This window comes from uncultured Tenacibaculum sp. (assembly GCF_947499065.1).
Classification (GTDB): Bacteria; Bacteroidota; Bacteroidia; order Flavobacteriales; family Flavobacteriaceae; genus Polaribacter.
The window spans coordinates 555546-573236 of sequence record NZ_CANMMT010000002.1; the positions used below are offsets into that span (position 1 = coordinate 555546).

Sequence of the window (17691 nt, forward strand, 5' to 3'; positions counted from 1 at the left end):
TAATATTCTCCGTTTCTTTATTACATACAAAAATATGTTGTCTATTTAGCCAAAATAGCTGCTTGACCGTATTGAAAATGAATACGGTTATGACCTGGATCTCTTTTGTACATATATAGCTCTTCTGGACTCTTTTCAAATAGCATGATAATATCAGATCCTCCAAATTGGAATTTACCAAACTCCTGCCCTTTCACTACTTCTTTTCCTTCTAAACCTGGAGTCATTAAAACACCTGATACTTGACACATACCTATAGGAAGAACAGCTACTTTACCTAATTCTAGTGTATCTAAAATTATCAATCCTCTCGATTGATTAAACTCATATCCATTGTCTGCTCCATCTGGTGCGTCCCATTGTCCATCTGGCTTAATTTGGACGTTTAAATATACTTTACCTGATATTTTCCTACTTTCTAAAACATATCCTGAAACTGGTGTGTGAAAACGATGATAATCAAATGGTCCTAGAAAATAGTGTACAAAAGTTCCTCCGTTAAAAGCTTCTGCATATTGACTTCCGTCTAAAAGTTCAGTAACTGAACCTATAGAATGTGTATGTTTTAAATTTATAGAAGCTTGTTTTCCATTTTCTAATACATTCCCATTAGCATTAATTGCATAATCCTTTTTATATGTACAATCAGCTGGCGCAACTATAGTTCTGTTATTAGTAGGATCAGTAATAGGTCGTAAAGGACTTATTCCTGTTCCTTCTGCAGCATTATTAAACTCTCGATAAAAGAACTTATTAAAGGTGTCCCATTTTTCTTCATTGTCTGAGTATAAATCCCAGTTGTACATTGGATTGGCTTTAAAAGAAGCTTTTGACTTTTCTGTAAAAGAAGCCTTAGTCTTACAAAACTCTCCCCAACTATTAGCAAACGCTACAAGCCATTCTGCAAATTCTGGAAAACTTTGGATAGTTACATCAGAACCTGGCTCATTTTGATCTACTAACCAATAAAATTGGCATAATAAATCATATACTTTTTGATTGTATCCATTTTGATTTGGACCACTCCTCCATGCTTTTGGATAGTTTTCAGATATTTCTTCATTAGGTACTAATTTTACATAGATATCTAAATAATCATAATAATCTTCTATGGTTGTTGGCCATGCATTATTATTAAAAACTTCATTCAAACCATTATACAATTGATCATTTAGTTTTTCTTTAGCCATACCAGAAGCTATCATTAAAGAAGATATTAATGCTCCTTTTAATTCTAAATTATTATTCAAAAGAACTTTTAATTTTTCTACAATTGGCTGATGTGTTTTAATAGTAGAATCAGCTACATTAATTGTGTTTTCCATGTTTAGTTGATTTTAGTTGGTTCCTACTCTTTTATAAGGTTTTTCAGATTTCACCTTTGTTAAAAATTACTACTAGTCTAACTGAAAATCAATTAGATAATCATTTTAACAACTCAAATTTGAATATTTATAAGACTAAAATGATAAAAAACACCATAGAGCTTGATTATTTTTGAATAAGAGCAAGATTCTTAGGTATAAAAGAAAACTTATTTTAAAGTGTTATACACTTTATTATATTTGTGAAAACGCTATAAAATGAAATACTTAATTCTAATATTAAAAGGAACCTTGTTTTAAGTACTTAACTTAAAACAATAAAAAATTGAAAAATCTTAAGAGATTAAAAAAAGTTTTTGGATTAAATGAATACGGTTTCATAGACTTCCCTAAGAAAATTTCAAATGTAAAAGTTTCAAGGGAGATTAATTATGTAAAAATGGGAGGATGCCCTTTTTGCTTTCCTCATGGATTTGAAACTATTAATTCTACTATTTCTAAAAATACGAGATCTTGGAAAAAGAATCGTAAAAAGCAATGGAAATAAAGACTTTTAACATTAAGCAAACTTCGGTTTGCTTTTTTTATAAATACATATCAAGGTTTAACTATATTTGTGAAAAAATTGCAAGAAGTTTTACTTCACAATTACCTATAAAACAACTCTTAAGACAATAATCCTCCTTATGAAAAAGACATTATTAATCATAATTTCTATAATTGCGTTTGCTTCTTGTTCTAAATCAAACAAAGAAATATTAAAGGAGGTTTCTACAAATCTATCTAATATAAAAACAATAAAATATACCTCTTCTGTTGAGTTTAAAGACAAAGGAAAATTGATATTTAAAGATTTAGACACTATATCTTTTGATTTTAGAATTGATAAGTCAAATAATTTAAAATATCATTTTAATTCACTAAAAGGTGAAGTTATTTTTAATGGTAATAAAACAATGCAGTCACATCATAAAGAGAAAATTACTACCATAAATAATGATATCAGCAATGAATCTGTTAATAACCCTTTAATACTTACCATAAGTTCTTTAAAACAGCTCTTGCCAAAAATTATTCGAAATGACAGTATCTCTATTACAAGAAAAAATGATACTATTATTAATAACAATAAGTACTTAGTCTTTAATTTCTTTCTTAAAAATAAATATATAGACTGGGTTAATTATGGATTTAAGGAAAACGATAATAATGATTCTGAGTATTATTTAATTGTAAATAATAGCAGTTATTTCCCTTATAAAATAATTAGTCAAAATGGAAAAACTGGTTTTATAAGCAGAACTATTGAAAACATAACCTTAAATTACAAATTTGATAATAAACTTTGGACTGGAGAAAATCTACCTAAAGATTATCCTGTATTTACTGTAGAAGAATATCTTACTCTGCGTAAAAATAGTATGCTTAACAATGTTGGAAAACAAATTACTAATTGGGAGTTACCAGAATTAAATAGTAATAGCACAGTAAATCTATCTAAATTAAAAGGAAATGTGGTCTTATTAGAGTTTTGGTTTAAAGGCTGTGTAGCTTGCTTAAAAGCAATTCCAAGTCTAAATAAAATTAAAAAAAGGTTTGAAAAAAACGATTTTAAAATTTATGGAATTGAATATCTTCAAGACTATTCTAAAAAAGAATTAGAAAACTACCTTACCGAGTATAAAGTTGAATTTCCAAGTTTATATAATGGAAAAAAGATGGCATTAACTTATGGGATTCAAAGAGCTCCTACCTTTATGATTTTAGATAAAGATGGTGAAATCATAGCTATTAAAAATGGTTTTTCTGAAAAAAATATAAATGATATTGTAAGTTTTATTAAAAAAAATATCTAAAAATTATAAATAATGAATTTTATTAGAAATTTAAAACGTATTATTAATCCATTATTGTTTTTTTTAATATCTTTTATGCTAATTGGATGTGGAATAGAAACTTATGATGCTGAAAAGGCTTATGATTATTGGGAAAATGGAAATATTAATGAAGAGGTTGAAATAGTAAATGGACAATTTTGGAAATCTGACCACTGGACTTATGAATACGCTGTTTTTTTAAAATTAAAACCTTCTAAAAAATGGAAGAAAAAATTTTTTAAAATCTATAAAACTAAAAAGAATAAAATAGGAAAATATAATCCTAAAAATCAAGAACATTCAACATTGTACCTAGAATGGTTTGAAAAGCCTGACTGGTTTTTTCCTACTTCAGAATTTGAAGTATTTAAAGGGTATGGTGGGAATTATTACTGGAATGAAAAAGATAATGTTTTACTATTTTTCGAAATGCAACTATAAATATTTTCATTATACTTTAAAATATCATCTAAATCCGAATAAAATTATGAAAGTTACAGCAAAGAAAAATGAACAGGTTGCCAATATGGTATTTGCTTCTATTTATCCACATTATGTAAATAGAATAGAGAAAAATGGTAGAACTATTGAAGAACTTAATCAAATTATAGAATGGTTAACAGGATTTGATAAAAAACAATTGGATACATTCATCGAAGAAAAAGTAACTTTTAAAACTTTTTTTGAAAAAGCAACGATACATCCTAATGCGCATCTAATAAAAGGAGTTGTTTGTGGTTATAGAATTGAAGAAATAGAAGATGAATTTTTATTATACAAACAATGTAGACGTATGGAAAAGCTAATTGATGAATTAGCTAAAGGTCGTAAAATGGAGAAAATTCTGCGACAAGAAAAAAAGTAATTCTTATACTATAAATGCTTAGATACATTAATAGTTTAATAACTAATATTCAACAAAATCCCAAAAAACTCTTTTTAATAGATGGCTTTGGAGCAATACTATCTACTTTTATGTTGGGCGTGATATTAGTACAATTTGAAGCTCTCTTCGGAATACCATCTTCAGCATTATATATCTTAGCCATTATACCTTTGTTTTTTATTTTATATGATATCTATAGCTTTAAACAAAAATATTCAAAAACTGGTGTGCTATTAAAAGGAATAGCTATACTCAATCTATTGTATTGTTGTATATCCTTTGGGTTTGCTGTTTATCACTTTCATTTAATTACTTATATAGGATGGTTATACATTTTAATCGAAATAACTATTATACTATTGCTCGCTTTTATTGAATTCAAAACAGGAAGAAAGCTCTAAGTAGGTAAATTAGTATTTTTTCTATATTTAGTTGGTGAAAAATTAGTGTTCTTCTTAAAAAAGTTGATAAAATTTGATCGATCATCAAACCCAGTTATTAAAGCTATTTCATCAACCGTTTTTTCACTAAATGTAAGTAACGACTTGGCTTCCCATATCTTATATTCAGTGATAACTTGTTTTGCAGATTTTCCTGTGGTAGATTTTACACATTCTGATAAATATATTGAAGAAATATTAAGAGTATCAGCATAGTCCCTTACTAACCTTCTTTTATCTTTCTCTTTTAATAAATTTTCAAACTGAAATGTAATTTCCTCAGCTCTAGAAAGTTGTGTATTCCCATTCTTTTTTATTAAATCTTTAGCTTCTAAGAGTAAAATATTAAGATAGGATTTTATAATTTCAAAATTATTCTCTGAAGAGTGATTAAACTTATCATACATTTTTTTCATAAGCTCTAAGAACAATTCACTTTTTTCATTTTCAATAAAATATATAGGAGAAAAATGAATATTAAAAAAAGGAAAATGTTGGATTAGATTAAAAACAGTTCGAAAATTTCTTAAAAAATCAACAGTAAAAAATAAAATATAGCCTTCTTTATCTCCTAAACCTTTCGAATTATCTATTCTAATGGATTGCTTGGGAGATAAAAAACCAATCTGATTTTTTCTCGAATGAAACAATTCTCCATCAATTAACACCTCAGTATTACCTTTCCTAGAAAAGGTAATTTCAAAATAATTTTCGGATTTAATATTTAACCTTTTTGGTATTTTTAGATTCCTATCAGAAAAACTTATTATATGGAAATGTTCATGCTTTTGATTTTCAACTAAATTAAGATGTTTTAATAATTCATTAATAGAATTGATATGTATTTCATCATGGTTCATTTATCAAAAATACCTAATTTTTTACATTTTTAACATAATTTAAATGTACTTAAATAATGATTCATAGATATAATTTTGCTTCATAGTTATTAAACTTATTTCAGGAAATTAAAATGAGATTTAATAATAAACAAAAAACATCATTAATAAATTATTGAAACAATGAGAAAAATAAGTCAAAAAGTATACGGAATCATTTTTAGTCTAATCATAAGTTTTATAATGTCTCTTTTTATGTCCTTTTTTATGATTTTAATAAATGTTGGTTTTATAGAAAGTTTTTTTATGGCATGGATGGGAAATACTGCTATAGGTTTGGTAATAGGATTTCCAATTGCTGCTATTGCTGTTCCTCTAATTCGAAAAACTTTACTAAAATATTTTATTGTAAAAGATTTATAATATATATCAGTTTTAAAATAATGAATCATAGTCCATTTCACTTGTACTTATGAATATAATTCATTCGTACAAGTGATACTTTAAAGTATATTAAGAACAATTTTTAATCCTCATAAAGGCTTCTGTTAAACTTACTATAAAACTGAGGCTTACTTATTAATTTTTAAAATTTTATCATTGTATTAAATTATATTCGCTTTTAACATTATTATCTAAAGTCTAGAAAGAAAATGAGTAAAAGCATTCAATCATTCTTTATAATCATCTTATTAGCTGTTTTTAGCACTAAATCTTTTTCACAGAAAATAGTTGAACATTACGTTCCTTTAAAAAAAGATAGTTTAAGAATAGGAAAAGGTTCAAAAGACTTCTTTCCTTATATTCAAGAAGGTTATACTTTAATGCTACCTAATTATAAAGAAATTGAGGGTGTTCTTATTTTTCTAGAGGATTCAGGATACGATAAAAAGAACAAAAGTGCTAAACAAACTTATAGCGAAGCACTTAAAAAGAACTTTGCAGTATTGTCTGTTTCTACTGAAATTCCTTTTGATTTTTACTTTTCTAATTCTTCAATAATTTCAGCATATAAACTTATAGAAAAAGCTTTTACTGATTATAAACTACCTAATAAAAACATATTTTTCTTAGGAGCGAGTTTAACAGGGCATAGAGCCATGAGATATATCAAAGTTTCAAAAGAGAATAATATTGATTTTCAATTAAATATAAAGGGAATTGTAATTTGTAATTTCACATTAGACTGGACAAGAAAATGGTATCAACACAAACGTGAAATAAGAATCAAACGAAATAACTTATGGGAACCTACTTTTATGAATTATATGCTAGAAACACATTTAAAAGGAACTCCAAAAACTTCACCCAACAGCTATCATAACTTTTCAGCATATAGTTATTATGATGAGAAAAACAGAAATATTCCACTATATAAAAACTATGCTATAAGAGCTTATATAGAGCCCGCTATTAAATATAAATTGACAAAACAGTATAAGACCTTCTATGAAAACAACTCTACAGATATAGTCAGTTTTTTAGCTGAATTAAGACTTGCGGGTAATGAAAATACAGATTTGATTGTATTACAACCAGGAGATAATCCTTCAAAAAAGAAAACCGTTCAATCAACTTGGGATGCTATAAATAAAGTTGAATTAATGGATTGGATTCATAAACAAACAGAACAATAAATTAGCCTCCTCGCCTACTTTATAGATTTATATGATGTAAAAATGATTTAGAAATAAAGTTTTGATCTTCTAAACTTATATAAAACTGTAACCTAAATTATTTACAAGACGTCTAAGTTCATGAATAATTCTTTAGAAAATAAATAGCTTATGAAATTAGTCACTCAAATGATACTATTGTGCTTATTCACAACTATAATTAGTTGTAATAACACATTAAACAAGAATAAAAAGCTTTCAAAAAATAAATCAGCTGAAGTAGTCCAAAAAAAAGAAATTACATTTAAAAGTCAGGGTATTAAATTGGCGGGATCAATTTATATTCCAACAAATCCTGATGCAGCTATTGTCATTGTTCATGGTTCAGACAGTGTACCTCGTATGACCAAGTTTGCCGAGTTATTAGCAAAAAACAATATGTTAGTATTAACATATGATAAAAGAGGTGTTGGAGAATCTGAAGGCACTTATATGGGGCCAGAAGTAGGAACGAATAATATAAGTACAGATAATCTTAAATTATTGGCTAAAGACGCTAGTGCTGCAGTAAATGTGCTACAGCAAAAGTATAAAAATATACCAATAGGACTACTTGGTTTTAGTCAAGCAGGGTGGATTATTCCTATTACAGCAAACGACAATTCATATGTAAAATTTATGGTTTTATTTAGTTGTCCTACTATTACAACACTTGAACAATTAAGGTTTCAGTTTTACACAAATGGCAACCCTAATTTTTGGGAAAACCATACAGAAAAAGAAGCTAAATATCATACTAAAAATGACCCTGACCGCTATCAATTTAAAGCTACAGATCCTAATGATAAGTTAAATAGGTTATCAATTCCAGGACTTTGGCTTTTTGGAAAAAAAGATATTCAAATTCCAGTACAATTATGTATAGAGAATCTTAATATTTTAAAAGAAGAAGGAAAACCTTTTGAATATAAACTTTTTCCAAATCTAGGACATAATACAGGGTATTCAGCTTCTAAAAAACCATTTAATGTTAGTATTCAATGGATAAAAACAGAAGTTGAAAAATTCAATAAATAATTCTTTAAAATCAAATTTTTGCATACCAGTATTTCTTATATTTTTGCTAAAATTGAATTAAAATGAACTTAAATGGAAAAGTAGTTATTTTCTCAGCACCCTCTGGAGCTGGAAAAACAACAATAGTAAAACATCTACTCTCAAAAAACAATAAATTAGCGTTCTCAATTTCAGCTTGTAGTAGAAATAAAAGAAACACAGAAATTAATGGAAAAGATTATCTTTTTTTATCTGTTAATGACTTCAAAAGAAAAATTGAATCTGAAGCTTTTATTGAATGGGAAGAAGTTTATAAAGACAATTATTATGGTACTCTAAAATCTGAAATAGAACGTATTTGGAAAGAAAACAAAGTCATAATATTTGATGTAGATGTTATTGGAGGGTTGAATTTAAAAAAGTATTTCGGAAATAAAGCCCTTTCAATTTTTGTGAAAACGAAATCTATAAATGAATTAGAAACACGTTTAAGAAATAGAAAAACAGAAACAGAATCTACACTTCAAACAAGGTTGAATAAAGCCAAAAAAGAAATGAAATATGTCGATGATTTTGATTGTATATTAATAAATGATAATCCAGAAACATCTTTTAAAGAAGCTGAAAAAATTGTAAATTCATTTATAGGTTAATAATTAGCTGGAAATATATTAATAAAACTAATTTTTTACTTATAATTCAAATCTTTTTACCCACATTTTTGAAGATGATAAATCATTAAAACTCTATGAAAACTCCAGAAAATCAGTTAAATCTACGTGCATGTCATCCTAATTTTCAAGATTTTTTAGATATTAATGAAAGTGAATCGGAAAGAGTCAGAAAAAATTATACTTGCTTTTTAGATAAAAAATATGGAGAGGCTCCATTACAAACCTTAGATATCTTTCCTTCTCAAATTGCTAACTCCCCTATTTTAATATTCATTCATGGAGGTTACTGGAGAGGACTAGATAAAAAGAGTTATAGCTTTATAGCTGAACCTTTTGTGAAAAATAATTTCACAGTTTGTGTTATAAATTACAGACTTATTCCAACTGTTACTATGAAAACACTCATAGAAGATGTTAGTAATGCTACAAATTGGATCATAAAAGAAGCGCATACATACAACGGAAACCCAAATAAAATAACACTTTCAGGACATTCTGCAGGAGGACATTTAGCCTTAATGACTTATTTAATAAATGAAAATTTAAGAGTTAATATTAAAGCTATTTGTAGTCTTAGTGGAATTTTTGATTTAGCCCCAATAAAAAACAGTTATCTCAATGAAACTTTGCAATTGAGCGATAACGATGTAATGGATTATAGCACTATAAATAAAGACTTATCTGTTATAAAATGTCCAGTTTTGTTAAGTGTAGGTTTAAATGAAACTGATTTATTTATAGAAGAATCAAAAAAACTATATGATAAAAACAAGTCTAAAGCTTTGATACAATATTATGGCTACCAGGATTTAAACCATTATCAAATAGTTCATAAACTAGGAGAAAAACAAAGCCCTTTGGTTAATTTTATATTTGAAAAAAATAAAGAGTATTAATTCTTTTTTTCTCTAAAACCTTCTAAGAATAACTTCTAGTTGATTGTATATTAGATATAAGTTTTTCATCTTATTCTAACATTCTTATGTAACAACTTTGTTTTCAAATCGTCTTAAAATCAATCAACTAATTATTTTTAAGTTATGAATTCAAACAAAGCAATAGGACGAATTATTGGGGTATTGTTTCTTATTATTTTTGCAAGCGGTGTTACGGCTTATCAAGTTTTTCAAGGACCAGTATTATTTTCTGACAATTATCTAACTAGTACTTCACAAAACTCAAATCAAATTATTATTTCCGTACTGCTTTTATTTTTAAATGGCATTCTATCAGTTATTATAGCAGCAGTTTTATTACCCATTTTTAAAAGATATAATACTAGTTTAGCCTTTTTATATTTAGCATTCAGTATTTTAAGTTTTATAGCTGTGGCTATAGACAATATTAATAGTTTATCCATGCTAGAAGTAAGTTTAGAATATTCTAAAAATGGAAATGATACCGCTACAATTTTAAACACCTTAGGAAGTCTATTTTATAAGAAGCATTGGTGGTCACACTACTTAAGTTTATTAATTTCTTGCTTTCCTGTTTTTGTTTTATACTATAACTTATTCATTTCTAAATTAATTCCTAAAATCATTTCAATAGTTGGAATTATAGCAGTACTCCTTATGTTTATTGAAATGCTGTTTTCTATTTTTGGACAAAGTATAAGCATGAATATGCTTCTTCCTATAGGATTAATCCAATTAGTGCTTCCTCTTTGGTTAATTTTTAAAGGCTTGAAATCACCTAGTTTAGAAACACAAGCAAAATAGTCAACAACCATATAAATACCTTTAAAACAATAATTTAAACCGTTTATTACATAAAACCTGCCGTTTATTCATTTACACTATGTATAAACACTTTTTTTGATTAAAATTAGGGAGAATTAAAATATATTTTCCTTACTATCGAATCCTTATCCCTATTCAAAAAGTTAATAACCAATTGAATTAGGTATGAAAAAGAAAGTAATAAGTTTAAAGATTGTAATATCTCTAATAGGGATTATGTTATTGTTGAATTGTGAAAAGGAAGAGATAGTACAACCAGTGTCTTCGAATCAAAAATATAATGGAACTATAGAATTTATTTCCGTAAAAACAATTCCAAAAGTAGAAAGTTTAATTAATCAGAATATCAAAAATAATTTTCAAAAAAATAAAACTGCAGATAGAAATTTTACCATTTTAACTGATAATATTTTAAAGATAACAAACACCGAAGGTATTATAAACTATACTTTTTCTATCGAAGTTAATAACCCTGAAAAATTTACATTTTATAATTTAATTATTAATAGAGATAAAAATGGGCAAATAGGTAATCCATATATTAGAAAATATACTTGTACTTCTGATCAATACTCTACCTTCAAGAAAAATTATTTTGATATTGCTTATTTTAAGGGGACTGTTACAAAATATAATCTTAAAGATTTTTCTTTAGACCCTAAATTATTAGAACGTAATAGTACAAATTGCGATCCACAAGATTTTAATCCTTCTCAAGGAAATTTTCCTACAAATGGTAATAATGGAGGAAGTGGATCTCAAAACAATGATACAACACAACCTGTTGGAAACAGTTATAATGGTGGCTCTGTATTTTGTACAACCTATATTCATGTTAATAGATGCAGGGCTGGAGGAAATCATCTTCCAGGTGAAAGTTGTAATGGTCAAGGGTCAGATAGAGCTTCTATAACTCAAGTAACTTCTTGTACAGATGGTAGTGTAGATGTTGTTGTTTTAATGAAAAATAATTCTACTACCTCCCCTTGCCCTACCGAAAATGGAGACATTGGAATTATAACTGAAGATATTACATATATTAAAGTGGCCAATACTTTAAACCTAAATAAAGATCAAAAAGATTTTTTAAGAAAAAACACAAATATTGCCATTAAAATTGATAAGTTTTTAGAAAAAAATAACACTGACAAAGCTAAAAATTGGACTAAAGAAGTTATCAAAACATTAATGCATAACCCCGAAGCTGAAATTGATTTTGAAGATCAAATTATTAATGAACTTACAGAGAAAGCTAAATGTATTTATAATAAGATGATAAATTCAAGTGACGGTTTTAAACAAATGATTAAAAAGTTTGATGGAGAATTTCCTGTGAGTCATTTAAATCTTATAATGGAAGATTTAGGAAATACAAGAGGAGAAACAAGAGCTCCGAATGGAGCTGGTAATTCACCAGATTATGTAATTACAATAGCTATAAATAGTAATTCGAATATTCATGGAGTAGGTTATAGACCTAATTTAATGACAGCCAAAACTATTGCTCATGAAGTTATTCACGCTGAAATGTTTAGAAAACTGTTATCTCTTGCCAAACAAGGTAATTTAAATTTTACTGGCTGGTCTTCACAACAGCAAAAAGATTATATTATTAGTATAAAAAAAGATTTTCCAGGAATTTACGATTATTATAGACGTCATAAAAACTGGCAACACCAGCAAATGGCAACACATTATAGACAAACTATAGCTGAAATTATAAGTGACTTTGATAAAAACCAACATTCTAATCAATTTTATTTAGATATAGCTTGGGAAGGTTTGATCAAATCAAATATTTATACTTGGACAAGTTTATCAAAACAAGAACAAGACAAAATTAAAAAAGTTATAAACGATTATATTAACCTTAATAAAAATGAAACATGTCAATAGAGAGAAATATTTTAATATTATACATCTTATTATTTAATAGTGTTCATTTAAATGCACAAGAAAAGAAAAAAACTATTTATCTCTCATTTAATGAACACAGTAAAGAAAAATATGTAATTGAAGATGGTATTGGGAACGTTTTGCAAATTAAAAAATATAGAAAAAAAAGAAAAGGAAATCGCACTACTTTTTATATCGGTGAAGAATCTTTTATTTTAGACAAAAAAAATAAAATAGACACTTGTAATATTAAATATTTAAATAAGATAAAATTTGAAACATTAAAAAGTATAGAAAAAAAAAGAGTAAAAGGGATGAATACTAATTTTTTTAAAAATACTGTATTCAAATATATATATTTGATTGAAAAACAAAAAGATAAAATAATAAAGTACCCTGTGCTTTGGACAACAAGTTTTACTGAAAAATAAATAGATAAAAAACACCTCTAACTAGGTGTTTTTTTATATCAAAAATTTAGAGGAAAATAAGTGTAGATATTTCTTTAATCTTTTAAAACCAAAATAATAGAATTTATAAAGTAAGAAAGAGGATAGCAAAATTTAAAACCTATTTAAAGATTGGAATCTATAAAAAACAAAGTTTAAAATATGAAAAAAGGAGACATAATATATTGTATTGATGAATCAGTTTATTCAAATCATATTACAAAACGTAAAAATTATATTATTTCTGATGATAAAACTGTTATGGTTCGAATTATTAATAATAAAAAAAACTTGTTTGGCTTCCAACTTTATCGTTTACTATTTCAAAAATCCCAGACATAACTTCTATTACTATTGATGATAAAGTAAATGATACTTATGATAGTTGTATAGAAGTAACAATTAAATTTAGTGATAGAGATAGAAGATATCTTACTTTTATGACTGTTGAGAGGTTAAACAAACTTTTTAATGAGTATAGGGATTATAATTTTATTTCAAAGTAAAAACATTGTCACGAACTCGTAAAGCAACAATTTAAACCGTTTGTTACATAAAACCTACCGTTTATTCATTTACACTATGTATAAACACTTTTTTTGATTAAAATTAAGGAGAATTAAAATATATTTTTCCTTACTATCGAATCCTTATCCCTATTCAAAAAGTTAATAACCAATTGAATTAGGTATGAAAAAGAAAGTAATAAGTTTAAAAATTGTAATATCTCTAATAGGGATTATGTTATTGTTGAATTGTGAAAAGGAAGAGATAGTACAACCAGTGTCTTCGAATCAAAAATATAATGGAACTATAGAATTTATTTCCGTAAAAACAATTCCAAAAGTAGAAAGTTTAATTAATCAGAATATCAAAAATAATTTTCAAAAAAATAAAACTGCAGATAGAAATTTTACCGTTTTAACTGATAATATTTTAAAGATAACAAACACCGAAGGTATTACAAACTATACTTTTTCTATCGAAGTTAATAACCCTGAAAAATTTACATTTTATAATTTAATTATTAATAGAGGTAAAAATGGGCAAATAGGTAATCCATATATTAGAAAATATACTTGTACTTCTGAGCAATACTCTACCTTCAAGAAAAATTATTTTGATATTGCTTATTTTAAGGGGACTGTTACAAAATATAATCTTAAAGATTTTTCTTTAGACCCTAAATTATTAGAACGTAATAGTACAAATTGCGATCCACAAGATTTTAATCCTTCTCAAGGAAATTTTCCTACAAATGGTAATAATGGAGGAAGTGGATCTCAAAACAATGATACAACACAACCTGTTGGAAATAGTTATAATGGTGGCTCTGTATTTTGTACAACCTATATTCATGTTAATAGATGCAGGGCTGGAGGAAATCATCTTCCAGGTGAAAGTTGTAATGGTCAAGGGTCAGATAGAGCTTCTATAACTCAAGTAACTTCTTGTACAGATGGTAGTGTAGATGTTGTTGTTTTAATGAAAAATAATTCTACTACCTCCCCTTGCCCTACCGAAAATGGAGACATTGGTATTATTACTGAAGATATTACATATATTAAAGTGGCCAATACTTTAAACCTAAATAAAAATCAAAAAGATTTTTTAAGAAAAAACACAAATATTGCCATTAAAATTGATAAGTTTTTAGAAAAGAATAACACTGAAAAAGCTAAAAATTGGACTAAAGAAGTTATCAAAACATTAATGCATAACCCCGAAGCTGAAATTGATTTTGAAGATCAAATTATTAATGAACTTACAGGAAAAGCTAAATGTTTAAACATACATTTAAATAAAAATGGTAATACTTTTATAAAAGACATTTTTAAAAACTTTCAAGGTGATTCAGAGTTTGATATAAACATTAAATCAGTAGAAAAAGTATATAGAGAAAATACGAATATAGAGATTAATGGAAAAACAATAGAACCAATAAAAGGTGTTATAAAAATTCATATAAGTACTAATAAATTATCAAATATGCCAGCTTTGGCAGCTGTAAGAACTTTAATTCATGAATATATTCATGCTGACATGTATAGAAAACTAAATATTTTAAGTCCAACAAGTGGTGATATAGATTTTAGAAAAACATATGAAAAATTCAAAAGTGGTAATTTTAAAGCAACTCCTCAACACGAATCAATGGCTAAATTATATGTATATTCAATAAGAGATGCTCTAAAGAGTTTTCATAAAAATGTACTAACGGAAGACTATAATAAATTTATTAATTATTTCGGTGTTATTCCTTCCGATAATTTTTACGAATCTCTAGCATGGCAAGGATTAAAAGATGCTAAAGTAAAAGCTTATACTGATTTACCTGATACTAAAAAAAAATCTCTTAGTAACGAAATAAACAAAGTAGGTTTATTAACTAAAGATTGTTCAAATTGATATTATGAAAAATTCAATCTTATATTTTTTGTTAATCATTAGTATTTCTTGTTTTTCTCAAAGTGAAAAAAAAGATACGATCTTTTTTAAATTAGATAAGAATTATACACTTTTTTTTAAAGATTATGAGAAATGGTTGAATTTAAGCTATAAAAGATTTGAAAGAGAACTTTTAAAAAAACATGTAAATAATACTCATGGATATTTTATGTTCAAAAAGTTAGACACACTTTATAATTTATCTGCTAAAAAAATATATGATTTAAAAAATTATGTTGAAAATAGAGAGTTTTATTATCCTGGTAAATATTCTAAAATAATGAATATCCAGTTTTTAAAAGAAAAACTATTTAACAAATACAAAGTTTTCATAGTAACGAAAAAAGAATTTATTGAAATTAGACAAAGTCCATATGAAAATTTTTATCATTCTTTTTATCCGATAAAATATGAGAATAAAAATAAATATAAACCACTTATAAAGGACAGTCTTTTCTTTAATTATACTGACAAGTTATTATCAAAAAAATGGAAAAATCCAGTTAGTAAAGAATTTTCGTATCAAATTAAAGGCAACAAAAATGAAGGTGTTGTTTATTTTTTAGAGCTAAAAATTTACAATAACATCAATCCTAAAAAGGCTAGTTCTTTAAAAAAGATTATACAAATATCTGGTATTCATTTCGAAAAAAACAAATTCGATGGTTGGGAATTATCAAAATATTTAAGCAATTACGAAATCTTCATCATAAATAATGAAAAACTCATAAAAGTCCAATCAATATATGAAATAGATTAAAAACGAAAAAAATACAATCTTACTCTATATAAAACAATAAAAAAAGCCCTAATACACATATAATAAAACCAATATTTATATCTGTTATAGAAAGTAAAAAAACAACTTAAAGATAAAATGGAAATAATGAATATAATTAAAATTTTTGTATTTAGCTTTTTCTTATGTTTTATGGCAAACATTAGAGCACAAACTATTAATCCTAAATACCTTTTATTTAATACTAAAAAGGATAATATAGTTGTATTTGATATTATAAAGTATTATAAAATTGATGAAAATTTATTTGATATCAATAGATATAATCAAATAGATACTATTTCAATAAAACAACTTAATAAAATAAAATTTTCTTCAGTTCAAAAACTTTGGAATCAAGGCAGGAAGGAAACACAGAAATACCTTAAAAATTTAAAAAAAGGAACTCCAATATTAGTAAATAAAACAGTAATAGAAACCTATAATGATCTTTTTAAAGAAATTTACATTATTGAAAAACTAACAAACTGCAAGTATAAAAGAACTAGGGTTTGGTGGGTAGATTATTAATAATTATGAAAATTCAGGGAATAATGAATACATATCATATAAAATATGTATACAATAGTTACATGCTAATCAAACTTAAAAATGATAAAAACTATTATAATATCAATAATATATCTAATTAGTCTCAACGTATTTTCGCAAAGAGTAAAAACCCTATATTTTTTAATTAATGAAAAGGATTCATTAATTAAAAAACAAGTAGCTAAAGGTAGTAATAGATTTGAAGGATATACATTAATTAATGATGGAAAAATAATTAAAGAGTATATTTCTCCTTCTAAAATTACAGGTAATGATATTGAAATTGATTCTTTTGAATCATTTTCATTTACATTCAATAGAAATAATGATACAATTGTAGATAAAACTTATTTTAATAAAAAAAAGATTATTAAAACAAGAAAAAAGGTTTTTGAAATAAATATAGACAATAAAAGAATTGTTTTTATTGAACCTACAAAAAATGGAAAATTTATACTTAGAGAAGTTATACCTATTTTTTTTGAATAGTCTAACTCTTAAAACACTAAGTGATTACCCTTATACAAAAACAGGAAAAACACCTATACAATCCTAAGGTTTTTACCTGATATAGTTTCAAATTATATGATAGATTTAAGTAGATAACAATAATTTAAAACCCTTCATATTATGAGTAACAATCCAGAAACCATAGCAGTAGCAGCAAACTCAAGTACAAACAAAAAATACAGCTCAGGGAAGTCTCCTTCTGTAGCTTCTAATAGTAAAAATGTAGTGATTGAAGTACACGAAACTTCTAATATTGCTACTAATACCTTGTATTATAAAGTAGGAATTATAGAAAATGGTAAGATTTCTTGGGGAAAAGACCATTCATTTGACAAAGGTTTTAATCCCTCTGTAGCTATTAATGATGAAGGCATGGTAACTACAGTACATGAAACAACCAACACTGTAACATCTTCATTGTATTACCGTTTAGGAAAAGTAGATACAAATAAAAAAGAAATTAGCTGGAGCACCGATTTATAAATAGTTTCTAACATAAATATATTAAACCCACTCATTCTTGAGTGGGTTTTAATTTATTTTCAATTACTTCTCTCCTATTTTCATTCTTTATAAATACTTTGTATTTTCACTTTTAAAAAT

General features: G+C 25.9%; 20 protein-coding genes. 18 read left to right on the forward strand and 2 right to left on the reverse strand.

From position 1 onward, the window contains the following. Window positions 1–41: 41 nt before the first annotated feature. Entirely contained in the window at window positions 42–1325 is a 1284-nt protein-coding gene (locus Q0958_RS06875) for a phosphatidylserine decarboxylase (protein WP_299121448.1), read from the reverse strand. Window positions 1326–1650: 325 nt separating this feature from the next. Here Q0958_RS06875 and Q0958_RS06880 point away from each other — a divergent pair, with 325 nt between their 5' ends. The 5 genes from Q0958_RS06880 to Q0958_RS06900 all read left to right on the forward strand — a co-directional run bounded on the left by Q0958_RS06880 (window position 1651) and on the right by Q0958_RS06900 (window position 4489). After that, window positions 1651–1872: a phosphate ABC transporter substrate-binding protein gene (locus Q0958_RS06880; protein ID WP_299121451.1), complete on the forward strand. Its 222-nt coding sequence runs from the start codon at window positions 1651–1653 to the stop codon at window positions 1870–1872. A 139-nt stretch (window positions 1873–2011) separates the two neighbouring features. Continuing rightward, window positions 2012–3181: a redoxin domain-containing protein gene (locus Q0958_RS06885; RefSeq protein WP_299121453.1), complete on the forward strand. Its 1170-nt coding sequence runs from the start codon at window positions 2012–2014 to the stop codon at window positions 3179–3181. Window positions 3182–3193: 12 nt separating this feature from the next. Beyond that, window positions 3194–3643: a hypothetical protein gene (locus Q0958_RS06890; protein WP_299121455.1), complete on the forward strand. Its 450-nt coding sequence runs from the start codon at window positions 3194–3196 to the stop codon at window positions 3641–3643. A gap of 46 nt (window positions 3644–3689) precedes the next feature. Further along, complete coding sequence (locus Q0958_RS06895; RefSeq protein ID WP_299121457.1) at window positions 3690–4067, forward strand: DUF2200 domain-containing protein; 378 nt, start codon at window positions 3690–3692, stop codon at window positions 4065–4067. Between the two features lie 14 nt (window positions 4068–4081). Then, entirely contained in the window at window positions 4082–4489 is a 408-nt protein-coding gene (locus Q0958_RS06900) for a hypothetical protein (protein ID WP_299121459.1), read from the forward strand. Here the strand turns inward: Q0958_RS06900 and Q0958_RS06905 are convergent. After that, the gene (locus Q0958_RS06905; protein ID WP_299121461.1) at window positions 4486–5388 is read right to left on the reverse strand and encodes a helix-turn-helix domain-containing protein; all 903 of its coding nucleotides are present in this window, start codon (window positions 5386–5388) and stop codon (window positions 4486–4488) included. The genes Q0958_RS06900 and Q0958_RS06905 overlap by 4 nt on opposite strands. Window positions 5389–5550: 162 nt before the next feature. Between Q0958_RS06905 and Q0958_RS06910 the strand changes: the two genes are divergently transcribed. From Q0958_RS06910 to Q0958_RS06970, 13 genes are all read left to right on the forward strand, one after another. Then, window positions 5551–5790 carry a DUF2798 domain-containing protein gene (locus tag Q0958_RS06910; protein ID WP_299121463.1) on the forward strand — a complete coding sequence of 80 codons (240 nt, stop codon included), beginning with the start codon at window positions 5551–5553 and terminating at the stop codon, window positions 5788–5790. A gap of 230 nt (window positions 5791–6020) precedes the next feature. Continuing rightward, window positions 6021–7004, forward strand: a complete 984-nt coding sequence (locus tag Q0958_RS06915; protein ID WP_299121465.1) for a hypothetical protein — start codon at window positions 6021–6023, stop codon at window positions 7002–7004. A gap of 150 nt (window positions 7005–7154) precedes the next feature. Further along, on the forward strand, window positions 7155–8060 hold the full coding sequence (locus Q0958_RS06920) for an alpha/beta hydrolase (protein ID WP_299121469.1): 906 nt from the start codon (window positions 7155–7157) through the stop codon (window positions 8058–8060). A gap of 62 nt (window positions 8061–8122) precedes the next feature. Next, window positions 8123–8692: a guanylate kinase gene (gmk, locus tag Q0958_RS06925; RefSeq protein WP_299121472.1), complete on the forward strand. Its 570-nt coding sequence runs from the start codon at window positions 8123–8125 to the stop codon at window positions 8690–8692. Window positions 8693–8787: 95 nt separating this feature from the next. After that, window positions 8788–9609, forward strand: coding sequence for an alpha/beta hydrolase (locus tag Q0958_RS06930; RefSeq protein WP_299121476.1), 822 nt, complete (start codon window positions 8788–8790; stop codon window positions 9607–9609). Window positions 9610–9753: 144 nt separating this feature from the next. After that, window positions 9754–10434 (forward strand): DUF4386 domain-containing protein, encoded by a 681-nt coding sequence (locus Q0958_RS06935; RefSeq protein WP_299121481.1) that lies wholly within the window; start codon window positions 9754–9756, stop codon window positions 10432–10434. A 186-nt stretch (window positions 10435–10620) separates the two neighbouring features. Further along, window positions 10621–12351 carry a hypothetical protein gene (locus Q0958_RS06940; protein ID WP_299121485.1) on the forward strand — a complete coding sequence of 577 codons (1731 nt, stop codon included), beginning with the start codon at window positions 10621–10623 and terminating at the stop codon, window positions 12349–12351. Continuing rightward, window positions 12342–12782, forward strand: a complete 441-nt coding sequence (locus Q0958_RS06945) for a hypothetical protein (RefSeq protein WP_299121489.1) — start codon at window positions 12342–12344, stop codon at window positions 12780–12782. The genes Q0958_RS06940 and Q0958_RS06945 overlap by 10 nt, the downstream gene beginning before the upstream one ends. Window positions 12783–13490: 708 nt before the next feature. Further along, window positions 13491–15209 carry a hypothetical protein gene (locus Q0958_RS06950; protein WP_299121493.1) on the forward strand — a complete coding sequence of 573 codons (1719 nt, stop codon included), beginning with the start codon at window positions 13491–13493 and terminating at the stop codon, window positions 15207–15209. A gap of 4 nt (window positions 15210–15213) precedes the next feature. Further along, entirely contained in the window at window positions 15214–16008 is a 795-nt protein-coding gene (locus Q0958_RS06955) for a hypothetical protein (protein WP_299121497.1), read from the forward strand. A 126-nt stretch (window positions 16009–16134) separates the two neighbouring features. Further along, entirely contained in the window at window positions 16135–16557 is a 423-nt protein-coding gene (locus Q0958_RS06960) for a hypothetical protein (RefSeq protein ID WP_299121501.1), read from the forward strand. An 81-nt stretch (window positions 16558–16638) separates the two neighbouring features. After that, window positions 16639–17067: a hypothetical protein gene (locus Q0958_RS06965; RefSeq protein ID WP_299121504.1), complete on the forward strand. Its 429-nt coding sequence runs from the start codon at window positions 16639–16641 to the stop codon at window positions 17065–17067. A 141-nt stretch (window positions 17068–17208) separates the two neighbouring features. Next, a complete protein-coding gene (locus Q0958_RS06970; protein WP_299121507.1) occupies window positions 17209–17571 on the forward strand; it encodes a hypothetical protein in 363 nt (120 codons plus the stop codon). Window positions 17572–17691: the final 120 nt, after the last annotated feature.

Bases quoted from the DNA above. Each gene is read 5' to 3' on its own strand.
- gmk (WP_299121472.1), top strand. From the start codon at position 8,123: ATGAACTTAAATGGAAAAGTAGTTATTTTCTCAGCACCCTCTGGAGCT.
- Q0958_RS06915 (WP_299121465.1), top strand. From the start codon at position 6,021: ATGAGTAAAAGCATTCAATCATTCTTTATAATCATCTTATTAGCTGTT.
- Q0958_RS06935 (WP_299121481.1), top strand. From the start codon at position 9,754: ATGAATTCAAACAAAGCAATAGGACGAATTATTGGGGTATTGTTTCTT.
- Q0958_RS06910 (WP_299121463.1), top strand. From the start codon at position 5,551: ATGAGAAAAATAAGTCAAAAAGTATACGGAATCATTTTTAGTCTAATC.
- Q0958_RS06875 (WP_299121448.1), bottom strand. From the start codon at position 1,325: ATGGAAAACACAATTAATGTAGCTGATTCTACTATTAAAACACATCAG.
- Q0958_RS06940 (WP_299121485.1), top strand. From the start codon at position 10,621: ATGAAAAAGAAAGTAATAAGTTTAAAGATTGTAATATCTCTAATAGGG.
- Q0958_RS06920 (WP_299121469.1), top strand. From the start codon at position 7,155: ATGAAATTAGTCACTCAAATGATACTATTGTGCTTATTCACAACTATA.
- Q0958_RS06960 (WP_299121501.1), top strand. From the start codon at position 16,135: ATGAATATAATTAAAATTTTTGTATTTAGCTTTTTCTTATGTTTTATG.
- Q0958_RS06900 (WP_299121459.1), top strand. From the start codon at position 4,082: ATGCTTAGATACATTAATAGTTTAATAACTAATATTCAACAAAATCCC.
- Q0958_RS06885 (WP_299121453.1), top strand. From the start codon at position 2,012: ATGAAAAAGACATTATTAATCATAATTTCTATAATTGCGTTTGCTTCT.
- Q0958_RS06965 (WP_299121504.1), top strand. From the start codon at position 16,639: ATGATAAAAACTATTATAATATCAATAATATATCTAATTAGTCTCAAC.
- Q0958_RS06905 (WP_299121461.1), bottom strand. From the start codon at position 5,388: ATGAACCATGATGAAATACATATCAATTCTATTAATGAATTATTAAAA.
- Q0958_RS06895 (WP_299121457.1), top strand. From the start codon at position 3,690: ATGAAAGTTACAGCAAAGAAAAATGAACAGGTTGCCAATATGGTATTT.
- Q0958_RS06930 (WP_299121476.1), top strand. From the start codon at position 8,788: ATGAAAACTCCAGAAAATCAGTTAAATCTACGTGCATGTCATCCTAAT.
- Q0958_RS06890 (WP_299121455.1), top strand. From the start codon at position 3,194: ATGAATTTTATTAGAAATTTAAAACGTATTATTAATCCATTATTGTTT.
- Q0958_RS06945 (WP_299121489.1), top strand. From the start codon at position 12,342: ATGTCAATAGAGAGAAATATTTTAATATTATACATCTTATTATTTAAT.
- Q0958_RS06970 (WP_299121507.1), top strand. From the start codon at position 17,209: ATGAGTAACAATCCAGAAACCATAGCAGTAGCAGCAAACTCAAGTACA.
- Q0958_RS06950 (WP_299121493.1), top strand. From the start codon at position 13,491: ATGAAAAAGAAAGTAATAAGTTTAAAAATTGTAATATCTCTAATAGGG.
- Q0958_RS06955 (WP_299121497.1), top strand. From the start codon at position 15,214: ATGAAAAATTCAATCTTATATTTTTTGTTAATCATTAGTATTTCTTGT.